The sequence below is a fragment of the Gemella sp. zg-1178 genome, from assembly GCF_018790995.1.
Lineage (GTDB): Bacteria > Bacillota > Bacilli > Staphylococcales > Gemellaceae > Gemelliphila.
Map to the genome: position 1 here is coordinate 36,178 of NZ_JAHKEI010000001.1, position 12,358 is coordinate 48,535.

Genomic DNA, 12,358 nt, shown 5'->3' on the forward strand with positions numbered 1-12,358 from the left:
AAAATATGATAACATAAAATTAGTTATTTTTCTATAAGTAGTAGTCTTGTATGCAACATTGAAAAAAAGCTGGGACTAGTATATAATATTATAGCTAGTAGAGTATATAAAAAGGTGAATTATATGACTAAGATAATTTTAAAAAATATGGAAGATACAGAAAAACTTGCAAGAATTTTGGCAAAAGAAACTGATGAAAAATTATTGCTAACACTTAGTGGAGATTTGGCTACCGGGAAAACAACTTTTACAAAATATTTTGCAAAACATCTGGGGATAAAAGATACAGTTAATTCTCCAACATTCAATATTCTTAAAGAATATACTACCGATAAAATTAATTTTTATCATATAGATGCTTATAGATTAGAAAATAGTGAAGAAGATTTAGGTTTTGAAGAAATTTTTTATGAAAATAATATTTGTGTTATTGAATGGGCAGAATTTATAGAAGATTTTTTACCTAGGGAAAGACTGAGTATAAAAATTCAATTTAATAATGACCTAAGAGAAGTTACAATTTTTTCTAAGGGTGAGTATTATGAAAAATTAGAAAGGAATTTAATTGAACAATGGTTAGCTTAATATTAGATGCTTCTAATGGTCATCTATCTATTGCTTGTTTTAGGAATGATACTTTGATTTCTGAATATAATATTGAATGCAAAAGAAACTTATCTGAAATTATTTTATTAGAAATAGATAATGTGATAAAAAAATCAGGTTTTACAAAAAATGATTTAACAGAAATAATAGCAACAAGAGGTCCGGGTTCTTACACAGCTCTAAGAGTTGTTTTATCTGTTGCTAAAAGTTTATCTTTTGCCCTTAACATACCAATAAAAACCTTATCTACACTAAGATTACAAAGTGTAGTAAATGAAAGTTACAACAAAGTTGTTGTGCCTTTAATTGATGGTAGAAGAGGTAACGTTTATGCGGTAGCATATTTAGATGGCAAAGAAATTTTAGAAGAAAATTACTATTCTATTGAGTTTATATTTGATTTTGTAAATAACTTAAATAGGGAAATTATTTTTGTTGGTAGTGATGTAAATAAGTTTGATTATTCTAAACTGAATGTAGATTATATTTTAAAAGATAAGCATACACTTGCTAAAAATTATATTTATGTAAAAGATTATGTACTAGCGACAGATTATTATAATGCCTTACCAAGTTATTTACGACTAACAGAGGCAGAAAGGAATTTAATTAATGATAAAAATAAATAAAGTAGGCGTAGAAAATTTAGATAGACTTTTAGAAATTGATAGTCAAAATTTTGATGACCCTTGGTCAAGAGAAATGTTTAAAAAAGAATTAGAACATGAAAATTCTGAATATTACGGACTTTTTAATGATGATGAAATTTTAGGATTTTGTGGTGGCTGGTATGCTGTAGATGAATATCAAATAAACAAAATAGTCATAGACAAACCACATCAAGATAAAAAATTAGGGCAATTATTTTTAATTTATATCATGCAATTATATGCAACTAAAAATGCTAAAAAAGCAACAATAGAAGTTAGAGAAAGTAATGCTAAGGCGATAAAAGTTTATACGAGGGCAGGATTTGATATTATCGGAAGGCGAGAAAATTATTATCAAAATAATAGAGAAAATGCTTATATAATGATAAGGGAATTTGGAAATGGATATTAATATTTTAGCGATTGAAACTAGTTGTGATGAAACCAGTGTCGCTGTTGTAAGAAATGGCAGAGAAGTTTTATCAAATATTGTTAGTAGTCAAATAAGCACGCATAAACAATATGGTGGTGTAGTTCCAGAAATAGCTAGTAGGCAACATATAGAAGTAATAATACAAGTTATTAGCCAAAGTTTAGAAGATGCGAAAATAAGTCTTGATAAAATAGATGCTATTTGTGTAACTCAAGGTCCAGGATTAATAGGTTCACTTTTAGTAGGAGTTAATGTAGCAAAAACTTTAAGTTATACTTTAGACAAACCACTTATAGCCGCTCATCACATAGCAGGGCATATTTATGTCAATAACATAGAAAATAATATTATTTATCCTTCTCTTGCTTTAGTAGTCAGTGGGGGGCATACAGAATTAGTCTTACTAAAAGATGAATTAGAATTTGAAATTATAGGTAATACACAAGATGATGCAGTAGGAGAAGCCTACGATAAGGTTGCTCGCCAGCTAGAATTAGAATATCCGGGTGGACCTAAAGTAGACAAATTATCAAAATTAGGAAAAGATACTTATAATTTACCTAGAGCAATGATTGATAGTGATGACTATAATTTTAGTTTTTCTGGTATGAAATCGGCAGTAATAAATATTATTCATAATGCAAAACAAAGGGGAGAAAATATAATTAAAGAAGACTTAGCTAAAAGTTTTCAAACAGCAGTGATTGATATCTTAGAAAGTAAAACCAAAAAAGCTATTAAAAATTTTAATATAAGGCAATTAATACTTGCTGGCGGTGTAGCAGGAAATAGTGATTTAAGAGAAAGTATGAAAAATTTAGCTAGTAATTTTGTAATAGAAATTTTAATACCTAGTATGGAATATTGTAGCGATAATGCGGCTATGATGGGGGCAGTAGGTTACTATTATTACAAAAATAATATTTTTGCAAATCCCTTATTACTCAATGCAAAATCAACTCTTAATTTAGAGGATATAAAAAATAATCAATATTAAAATTTTATTTTAAATAATTTATAGCAAATAAAAATTTAAGATAGTTAGAAAAAGTTTTTGAACTTTTAATTATTTTTAAAATTAATTATTAAAAATAATTAAAAATAAAAAATGAAACTATAAGATTATAGTTTCATTTTTTTATTGTCCTTATATACTTCATCAATAATAGCACCACCAAGACAAACATCGTCTTGGTAAAATACAACTGCTTGACCTGGAGTTACGGCACGAACTGGCTCATCATAAATAACTTTTACGGTATTATTTTCTAATATTTGTACTCTTACTTTTGTATCAGCTTGTCTATATCTGAATTTAGCCGTACAAGTAAAAGTAGTTTCTGAAATTTTATTTGAAGTAAATGATAGTGAACTTGCTAATAAACTATCAGAGTACAAAGTTTCATTGTGGAAACCTTGGCAAACGTAGAGAATATTTTTTTCTAAATCTTTGCCACATGCAAACCATGGTTCGCCATCAGTATCTTTAGTTCCTCCAATACCAAGACCATGTCTTTGTCCTATGGTGTAATACATTAAACCGTAGTGTTGTCCTCTTTCTACTCCTTGCAAGTCAACTATTTTACCTTTTTGTGCGGGCAGGTATTTACTTAGAAATTCTTTGAATTTTTTTTCTCCAATAAAGCAGATACCAGTAGAATCTTTTTTCTTGGCAGTAGCTAATCCTACTTTTTCTGCTATTTCTCTAACCTGCCATTTTTCTAATTCACCAATAGGAAATAAAATATCTTTTAGTTGATTTTGACTTAGTTGATTTAGAAAATAAGTTTGGTCTTTATTACTATCAAGACCTCTTAATAAGACTACTTCTCCATCTTTTTTTATTGTATGAGCGTAATGACCTGTTGCAACATAATCTGCTCCAAGGTCATAGGCGTAATCTAAAAATACTTTAAATTTTATTTCTTTATTACACATTATATCTGGATTAGGAGTTCTCCCTTTTTTATATTCATCTAAAAAATATGTAAAGACCTTATCCCAATATTCTTTTTCAAAATTAATGGAATAATATGGAATATCTAGTTGTTCGCAAACTTTAATAACATCTTCATAATCTTTTTCAGAAGTACAGACTCCATTTTCGTCTTTTTCTTCCCAGTTTTTCATAAATACACCGACTACATCATAGCCTTGTTCTTTTAGTAGGTATGCTGCTACGGACGAATCAACACCACCACTCATACCGACAATAACTTTTTTACCTTGCATTATTAACCTCTACTAATTATTTTTTCTTCTAGTATTTTTATTTTTTCTACTACTGTGTTTACATATTCTTTTTTTGTATCAAAACCTAAACTTATTCTTACAGAATGTTCAGCTCTTTTTTCATCAAACATATCTGCAATAATTTTACTGCCCTTTATATTTCCTGAACTACAAGCAGAACCTCCAGAAATATATATATTGTTTATGTCCAAATATGTTATAAGTCTTTGGGCTTGAATGTTTTTAAAATAGATATTTAATATATTTGGAAGAGAATTATTATGGTCGCCATTAATTTCAAAATCAATATTTTTTTCTGCCAATGATTTTAAGAAATAATTTTTTAATATTTGAATATTACTTATAGATTTTTCAGTTTCTTCTATACACTTTGCAAGAACCATAGCTCCAAAAATATCGCTTGTTCCTGAACGCATACCTTTTTCTTGTCCGCCACCAATTATAAAAGGATTGATTTTTTGAGATTTTGTATATAAAAATCCAAAATTATTTGTAGCACCTATTTTATGAGCAGAAACTGATGCAAAATCTAGGTTTAACTCCTGAACATCTATTTGTGTTTTGCAGTATGCTTGCACTATATCGCTATGAAATAAAATATTTTTTTCTTTGGCAATTTTTCCAATTTCTTTTATGGGTTGAATTATTCCCGTTTCATTATTTGCAAACATTATTGATATTAAAACAGTTTTTTCAGATATTTTTTCTTTTAATTCTGCTATATCAATAAGACCATTTTTATTTACTTTTAACTTAATTATATTGAAATTATTTTTTTTTAATTTTTCAGCATATTCTCTTACTGAAGGGTGTTCGACACTAGAAATTATAATATCACCACCACTAAATTCTTTTGCTACATGATTAAATACCATGTTATTTGCTTCTGTGCCACCAGATGTAAAAATTATTTTTTCAGAACTTGCATTGATAGAAGTAGCTATTTTTTTTCTAGCCTCTTCTAATAATTTAGCATTTTTTTTTCCTAATTTATGTGGGCTACTAGGATTTGCATATTCATTTTCTAAGATGTCAATCATTTTTTTATATATGTCAAAATGTTTTAATGATGAAGCTGCGTAATCTAAATATATATTATTCAAGCATACCACCTCGTTTATTATTTTCATTACATTGTAACATAAAAGTAATGAACACTCAATTTTTATAAATTTTATTGTCTTTATTAAGCCGAAATATTTTGACAGTAAAATTCTATTATATTATAATTATTTTAGAAATAGTAGGTGATAAATATGAAATATAATAAAGAAGAAATAATAGTTTTTATTAAAGAAAATATAAAAGAAATTTTCCTAGCCTTATTTACAAGTGTAATTTTTTCTGTAATCATATTTTTCTTATTTTTTAATAATAGCAAAAGTATAGATACCAATAAAAATATTAGCGAATATGTAGTAGGAAATAAGGAAGATTTAAAAAAAGAAGAAATAAAACAGGAAAAAATTTTTGTAGATATCAAAGGACAAGTTAATAAGCCAGGTCTTTATGAATGCGAAAATAATACTCGTATAAAAGAAGTAATTGATATGGCTGGAGGACTAACTTCAGATGCTGATATAAGTTCTGTAAATCTTAGTCAAAAAGTTCATGACCAAATGCTAATTTTAATACCAAAACAAGGGGAACAAGCTCAGCAAAATTCTAGCGACAGTAACAAAAAAATTATAAATATAAATAGGGCTAGTAAAGAAGAACTTATGAAAATAAGTGGCATAGGAGAAACTAAGGCAAAAGCAATAATTGAATACAGAAAAAACAAGGGAATATTTAATAAAAAAGAAGATATAACGAAAGTAAAAGGGATAGGAAAGGGAACTTTTGAAAATATAAAAGATGAAATTGATGTTTAAGGAGAAATATTATGGAAGATAGAATTAGTTGGGACGAATATTTTATGGCACAAAGTCATTTATTATCGCTTAGGTCTACTTGTAGCAGATTAAGTGTAGGTGCAACTATAGTCAGAGATAAAAGAATTGTTGCAGGTGGATACAACGGTTCGATTAAAGGAGATGAACATTGTATAGACACTGGCTGTAAAGTTGTAGAAGGACATTGTGTGCGTACCATTCATGCAGAAATTAATGCTATTTTACAATGTGCTAAATTCGGAGTGTCAACAGAGTTTGGGACTATATACGTTACTCATTTTCCATGTTTAAATTGCACAAAAGCAATTATTCAAGCTGGAATAAAAGAAATTTGTTATGCTAATGATTACAGAAATAATGAATATGCCAAAGAATTGCTAGAAAAATCTAAAATAAAAGTTCGTAAGATTGAATACAATCCAAAATTAGTTGTTGAGAGAATGTTGAAAGAGTAAAAGCAAATGAAAAATTTTTTACTGGCTTTAGTAGCATTAGCATCTATCTTATTAAATATTAATAAAATTACATCATTATTAGTACTAGCCTTACTTTGTTTTTTAATATTTTTAAATAAAAAAGAAATAACTACTAAAGAAACTATAAAATTAATATTAGTTTTTTTAGTTTTTTTTATTAGAACAAATTTTATTATTTCAAATAATGTTTCAATCTTACAAAATTCAGAAAATGTAGATATAAAAATAGAAATTGTAGATAATATTTATATTAATGGAGACCATTTAAAAACAATAGGTTCTGTAAATGGAGAAGTTGTAAATATAAATTATAAAATAAAAAGTGAAAAAGAAAAAAATTATTTTAGGCATAATTTTAAGGGAGGACTTTTACAAACAAAGGCTAGCATTTCAGATATAAAAGAAAAAAATAATTTCTATTCATTTGACTATAAGACCTATTGTGAAAAACAAGGAATTTTTAAAAATATACAGATAGAAGAAATATTAAATATAGATGAAAAAGTTGATGGTATATATAAAAACATAAAATTATTGAGAAATAAGGCGATTAAAAATATAGAAGAAAATATTAAATTTGACAAACAAGGTTATTTTGAAGCCTTAATTTTTGGAGAAAAAAGTAATTTATCAAGAGAAGAAAAAAATAATTTTTCTAACTTGGGTATTAATCATTTACTGGCTATATCTGGTTTACATATTGCATTAGTAGTTTGGCTAATATACTTTATATTTAGAAGACTAGGACTATCAGAACAAGCAATAAATAAAATAATTTTTATATTTTTACCCATATATATTATCTTAGCTGGAGCAAGTCCGTCAGTTATAAGGGCAGTTTGTATGCTTCTTATTTATATGCTATGTATTAAGAAAAATATGTCTAGCATTAATTCTTTATTATTAAGTTTTGTAATAATGCTCTTATATAATCCGCTTTATTTATATAATTTAGGTTTTCAATTTTCATTTTTTATTACTTTTTGTTTGATAATGTCAAGTGATTTTATAAATAATTCTAAGAGTAATATAGGTAAAATATTTAAGATAAGTCTTGTATCTGGTTTAGCAAGTTTACCTATTTTAATATATAATTTTTATGTATTTTCATATATTTCAATTTTTAGTAATTTGTTATTCGTTCCATATTTCACCCTAATAGTATTTCCTTTAGTTATAATTAGCTATTTAATATCATTAATTTCTTTAGATTTATTTAATGGATTATGTGTTCCCTTATTAAATATAGTTTTTTATATTAATGATAAGTTAGAAGAAGTTTTTACTAAATTATTATTTATTATTAAAGTAGGACATATAAATAATTACACTGCTTATATAATTTTGATATTTGTCATATTAATATTGATATACTTAAATAAATATAAGTATAAAACATTTATTTTATTAACAACTATATTAATTTGCTTTTTATTATTAATTCCTAAATTTAATAATTTCAATAGAATAGAAAATTTAAAAATAGCCAATAGAGATGTAGCCTTTATAAAAAATAATAATATTTCTTTTCTTATAAATAGCTCGGCTAATCAGCAAAATTTTTACAGCGATTTTAGAAAAAAAAGAGAAGATTATGATATAATGAACGAATATAATTTATTATTTAATTATGAAGCTATTTATAGTGTAGATTTTCTAATACTAAGCAAGGATAAAAAAGCAGATATAGGTTTTGCTAAAAATCTTCTAGCTAAAAAACTTATTAAAAAATTATTAGTTACCCAGCAAATAGAAGATAAAGAAAGCGTAAAAGAAATAATAGACCTGGCAATTTTTTTGGATATTAAAGTAGAAATTTTAAAAAATAATAAGGTTTATAATATAGACGGATTAATTTTAGAAAATTTTGATGAAAATTTTAATTTTAAAATAATGTAAACAAGGAATAAAATTAATGAAAAATATATATATATTATATGGAGAAAATAAGGAGGCATTGCTAGATTTTCAAAATAATTTGGCAGAAAAATTTTTAGGCAAAGCTATTGATAATTTTACATATTTGAAATTTAATATGGAAACAACTAATATTTCAGACCTGTTATATGAATGCCAAAGTAGTGGATTTTTTTCAAATAAAAAAGTTATAGTGGCAGAAAATAGTATTTTTTTACAGACCAAAGCAAAAAAAATAAAATTTGAACATGACCTAGAAGCACTTTCTTCTTATTTGAATAATTTTAATGAAGAAATATTATTAATCTTTACTGTCCTAGATAAAATAGATAGTAGAAAAAATGTAGTAAAAAAAATAAAAGAAATAGGTGAAATAAAAGAATTTAAAGATTTTAAGGAAAAAGAATTAGAAAACTATATAATTACTTACTTAAAATCTAAAAAAATTAATATCTCAAAACACGATGCTAATTTTTTAGTTGTCTTTAGTAAAATGGATTTTGCAGGAGTAAAAAAAGAATTAGAAAAATTAGAACTCTATTGTTTTGATAAAAAAGAGGTAAGGAAAGAAGATATTGAAAATATAGTAATTAGAAGTAGGGAGTATGACGTATTTGCATTAACTAATGAACTATTCAAAAAAAATTATATAGAACTAAGAAATGTTTTTAATTCTTTGAAACTTAAAGGAGAAGAACCGATACTACTTTTATCTTTGATAGCCTCCCAACTTAGAGTTTATTATAAGGTAAAAATGTTATTACAGGAAAATTTTGCTCAAAAAGATATAGCAGCAAAATTAAAAATACATCCTTATAGGGTGGAACTTGCAGTAGAAGCGGTTTATAAATATAGTCTTGATAATTTAATGGAAACTATCATAATATGTAAAGAATATGATAAACAATTAAAATATTCTTATATGGATAAATATCTTGTTTTAGATTTGCTTATAAATAAACTCATAGAAAAATTATCTTAAAAATGTAAATATTAATTCTAAAAAAATTATTGAAATATAAAATATTATTTGCTATAATTAGATAGTTGTACTTAACAACATCTTAATTATTCGTAATTAAGAATATTAATTAATATTTCTTAGTAATATAAAATTGTAGTGGGAGGTGAAGATAGTGCCAAATATTCAATCATCAGTTAAGAGTGTAAGAAAAGATACAAAAATTAACGCTTCTAATTCATCAAAAAAATCTGAAATGCGTACAGCAATAAAAAAAGCTAAATTAGCAAAAGCTGATGGTGCTGATAATTCTGCAGAATTAGTAAACCTAGCTTTCAAAAAAATTGATAAAGCTGCTAAAACTAACCTTATTCATAAAAATGCAGCAGCTAGATATAAATCAAGCTTAAGCAAATAATTTTAAACCAATGCATTATTGCATTGGTTTTTTTATAAAAATTAAATAAATTTGAAACATAGGTCATATAATGGTATAATTTATTGAAATAGTCTATAATTTTAAAACTATTATTAAATAAAAACTAGGAGGAAATTATGAATAAAAAACACTTGGTAAATCTTGCTTTAATTGGGGTTGCAGTTTATTCATTAGCAGGAAAGAAAAAAGAAAAATATTCATCAAATGAACTAGAAAAAATAAATAGATATTCAAAATATTTAGAAGACAAAAACTTTGTTGTAGTGGATAGTAAAAAATATAAAAAGAAAAATAAAAAATTAAAAATTTCTAATCTTGTAAAATATTATCCTCTAGCAAAAAAAGTAGTTGAAGTTTTATTGTAGTATGCTGATACCAGATAAAAATTATTCTTTTGCTGAAGAAGAACCAAAAAATAAATTAACATTAAAAAAATTTGCAAAAGAATTATATTATAGAATTATGCACGATGAAATTTCTTTAATATCTGCTAATCTTAGCTACTATTTTATTTTATCATTGTTACCTATGTTTTTAGTGGCACTAGCATTAACACCATATTTTAATATCAATCAAGATTATTTATTGAATAAAATAGAAGCAATAGCACCTGGTGTTTTGGGAGAATATATTTTTGGAATGATTAGTGAAGTATTGAATAATAAAAATGATACTATCTTGACCTTAGGTATTTTATTTTCTCTTTGGTCGGCTTCCAATGGGATTTATGGTCTTATGTATGCTTTTAATATAGCTTTTAGGGTTAAGGAAGAACGTATGTGGCTTACAGTCAAATTTATTAGCGTATTTTTCACAGTAATATTAATGATAGCAATGTTTATTATGTTACTACTATTGGTTTTCGGTAGACAAATTACATGGTTATTATTTCACAAACTAAGTTTTGATGAAGGATTTTACAATTTGTGGAATTATATAACCTACTTAATTCCCTTATTGCTAACATTTTTTATTTTCACTGTTTTATATATGTTAGCAACAAATATAAAAATACCCTTTAAAATTGCTGTCAACGGAGCTTTATTTTCTTCTTTATCTTGGATTGTTATAAGTAAATTATTTGGATACTACATTGACCATTTTTCAAATTACATAAAAACATACGGCTCAATAGGTGCTATCATGTTGTTCATAATTTGGCTGTATTTTACAGGTTATATACTAATAATAGGAGCAGAAATTAATGCTATTTTATATAATTACAGAATAGAAGAAAGAAAATTTGAAGAAACACATATTAATATAAAGTAAGGAGAATTTTATGATAAAAAATATTTATTTAGCAGGTGGTTGTTTTTGGGGTGTAGAAGGTTACTTTCAACAATTAAAAGGTGTTGTAAAAACACGAGTTGGTTACAGTAACGGTAAAACTCAAGTAACAAATTACAAAAAAATTAAAAAAACTGACCACGCTGAAGTAATTTATTTAGAATATGACAATGAACTTATAAGTCTAAATGATATTTTAAGACATTATTTTAGAATAATTGACCCTGTAAGTATCAACAAGCAAGGTCCAGATGTAGGTAGACAATACCGAACAGGTATTTATTATATTGACGAAGAAACTAAAAATGAAGCTGAAAAATATATAGCAGAACTGCAAAATAATTTTTCAGAAAAAATTGCTGTAGAAGTAGAAGAAGTTGCTAACTATATAGACGCAGAAGAATATCATCAAAAATATTTAGACAAAAACCCTAACGGATATTGTCATATAGATCTAAGTTTAGCAAAAAAAAGTTTATAATAAAATCAAAATTAAAGGAGTTTACTTATGAGTGAAGTTTTAATATTCGGACACAAAAATCCTGATACTGACACAGTATGTTCAGCAATAGTATATAATAATTTAAAAAGATTACAAGGTATGGATACAGAAGCTGTTGTATTAGGTGAAATAAATGATGAAACAAGATATTCCTTAGAATATTTTAGAGTAGATGTACCAAGAATAGTTACAGAAGTAACTGAAGGTCAAAAAGTTATTTTGGTAGACCATAATGAGATGCAACAGTCAGTTGTTGGGATAGAAAAAGCAGTTATTAAAGAAGTTATTGACCACCATAAAATTGCAAATTTTGAAACGGCAGTTCCCCTATATTTCAGGGCAGAGCCATTAGGATGTACAGCAACAATACTAAAAAAAATATATGAAGAACAAGGTGTAGATATTAATAAGACAATGGCAGGTTTAATGCTATCTGCTATTATTTCAGATTCTTTATTATTTAAATCACCAACTTGTACACTTAGAGACAAGATAGCCGCTGAAGATTTAGCTAAAATAGCAGGAATTAATTTAGAAGAATATGGGCTTGCAATGTTAAAAGCAGGAGCAAACACTAAAGATAAAACTATAAAAGAATTAATAGATGTAGATGCTAAAGAATTTATTTTGAATAATGATAAATTGGTTATTGCACAAATAAATACAATAGACACTAAAGAAGTTACAGACAGACAAAAAGAATTGGAAGAAACAATTTATCAAGAAATTTCTAATAAAAGCTTGTCAGCCTTCGTTTTTGTTGTTACTAACATTTTAACTTCTGATTCTGAAGTTTTAGTTTTAGGAGATAAAAAAGAAAAAGTTGCTTCAGCATTTGGAAAAAGTTTAGAAAATAATTTAATGACCTTAAAAGGTGTTGTATCAAGAAAAAAACAAGTTGTTCCACCAATCACAGAAGAGTTCAATAAATAGAAT

The 12,358-nt window shown here is 25.7% G+C and carries 15 protein-coding genes; 13 read left to right on the plus strand and 2 right to left on the minus strand.

All coding sequences use genetic code 11. The features are described from left to right. The first annotated feature begins 123 nt into the window (after positions 1-123). Genes tsaE through tsaD form a run of 4 tightly spaced genes read left to right on the plus strand, consistent with a single transcriptional unit; the run spans position 124 to position 2,686 of the window. Positions 124-585, plus strand: coding sequence for a tRNA (adenosine(37)-N6)-threonylcarbamoyltransferase complex ATPase subunit type 1 TsaE (tsaE, locus tag KMP12_RS00160; RefSeq protein ID WP_215755718.1), 462 nt, complete (start codon positions 124-126; stop codon positions 583-585). Beyond that, complete coding sequence (tsaB, locus tag KMP12_RS00165) at positions 573-1,235, plus strand: tRNA (adenosine(37)-N6)-threonylcarbamoyltransferase complex dimerization subunit type 1 TsaB (protein WP_215755719.1); 663 nt, start codon at positions 573-575, stop codon at positions 1,233-1,235. The genes tsaE and tsaB overlap by 13 nt, the downstream gene beginning before the upstream one ends. After that, positions 1,219-1,668, plus strand: a complete 450-nt coding sequence (rimI, locus tag KMP12_RS00170) for a ribosomal protein S18-alanine N-acetyltransferase (protein WP_215755720.1) — start codon at positions 1,219-1,221, stop codon at positions 1,666-1,668. Before tsaB ends, rimI begins: the two co-directional genes overlap by 17 nt. After that, the gene (gene tsaD / locus KMP12_RS00175; protein ID WP_371741331.1) at positions 1,652-2,686 is read left to right on the plus strand and encodes a tRNA (adenosine(37)-N6)-threonylcarbamoyltransferase complex transferase subunit TsaD; all 1,035 of its coding nucleotides are present in this window, start codon (positions 1,652-1,654) and stop codon (positions 2,684-2,686) included. Before rimI ends, tsaD begins: the two co-directional genes overlap by 17 nt. Before the next feature lie 125 nt (positions 2,687-2,811). Here the strand turns inward: tsaD and mnmA are convergent, their stop codons facing one another. Then, complete coding sequence (mnmA, locus tag KMP12_RS00180; protein ID WP_215755722.1) at positions 2,812-3,921, minus strand: tRNA 2-thiouridine(34) synthase MnmA; 1,110 nt, start codon at positions 3,919-3,921, stop codon at positions 2,812-2,814. Between the two features lie 2 nt (positions 3,922-3,923). Beyond that, positions 3,924-5,045, minus strand: a complete 1,122-nt coding sequence (locus KMP12_RS00185; protein WP_215755723.1) for a cysteine desulfurase family protein — start codon at positions 5,043-5,045, stop codon at positions 3,924-3,926. A 153-nt stretch (positions 5,046-5,198) separates the two neighbouring features. Between KMP12_RS00185 and KMP12_RS00190 the strand changes: the two genes are divergently transcribed. The 9 genes from KMP12_RS00190 to KMP12_RS00230 all read left to right on the plus strand — a co-directional run bounded on the left by KMP12_RS00190 (position 5,199) and on the right by KMP12_RS00230 (position 12,355). Further along, positions 5,199-5,816: a helix-hairpin-helix domain-containing protein gene (locus KMP12_RS00190; protein ID WP_215755724.1), complete on the plus strand. Its 618-nt coding sequence runs from the start codon at positions 5,199-5,201 to the stop codon at positions 5,814-5,816. Between the two features lie 11 nt (positions 5,817-5,827). Then, on the plus strand, positions 5,828-6,292 hold the full coding sequence (locus KMP12_RS00195; protein ID WP_215755725.1) for a ComE operon protein 2: 465 nt from the start codon (positions 5,828-5,830) through the stop codon (positions 6,290-6,292). Positions 6,293-6,298: 6 nt separating this feature from the next. Then, positions 6,299-8,212, plus strand: coding sequence for a ComEC/Rec2 family competence protein (locus tag KMP12_RS00200; protein ID WP_215755726.1), 1,914 nt, complete (start codon positions 6,299-6,301; stop codon positions 8,210-8,212). A 16-nt stretch (positions 8,213-8,228) separates the two neighbouring features. Next, entirely contained in the window at positions 8,229-9,212 is a 984-nt protein-coding gene (holA, locus tag KMP12_RS00205) for a DNA polymerase III subunit delta (RefSeq protein WP_215755727.1), read from the plus strand. Positions 9,213-9,366: 154 nt separating this feature from the next. Beyond that, complete coding sequence (gene rpsT / locus KMP12_RS00210) at positions 9,367-9,609, plus strand: 30S ribosomal protein S20 (RefSeq protein WP_215755728.1); 243 nt, start codon at positions 9,367-9,369, stop codon at positions 9,607-9,609. Between the two features lie 137 nt (positions 9,610-9,746). Next, on the plus strand, positions 9,747-9,995 hold the full coding sequence (locus KMP12_RS00215; RefSeq protein WP_215755729.1) for a hypothetical protein: 249 nt from the start codon (positions 9,747-9,749) through the stop codon (positions 9,993-9,995). 1 nt (position 9,996) lies between these two features. Continuing rightward, entirely contained in the window at positions 9,997-10,902 is a 906-nt protein-coding gene (locus KMP12_RS00220) for a YihY/virulence factor BrkB family protein (protein ID WP_215755730.1), read from the plus strand. 10 nt (positions 10,903-10,912) lie between these two features. Continuing rightward, positions 10,913-11,401 (plus strand): peptide-methionine (S)-S-oxide reductase MsrA, encoded by a 489-nt coding sequence (msrA, locus tag KMP12_RS00225; RefSeq protein ID WP_215755731.1) that lies wholly within the window; start codon positions 10,913-10,915, stop codon positions 11,399-11,401. Between the two features lie 27 nt (positions 11,402-11,428). Beyond that, positions 11,429-12,355, plus strand: a complete 927-nt coding sequence (locus KMP12_RS00230; protein WP_215755732.1) for a manganese-dependent inorganic pyrophosphatase — start codon at positions 11,429-11,431, stop codon at positions 12,353-12,355. Positions 12,356-12,358: the final 3 nt, after the last annotated feature.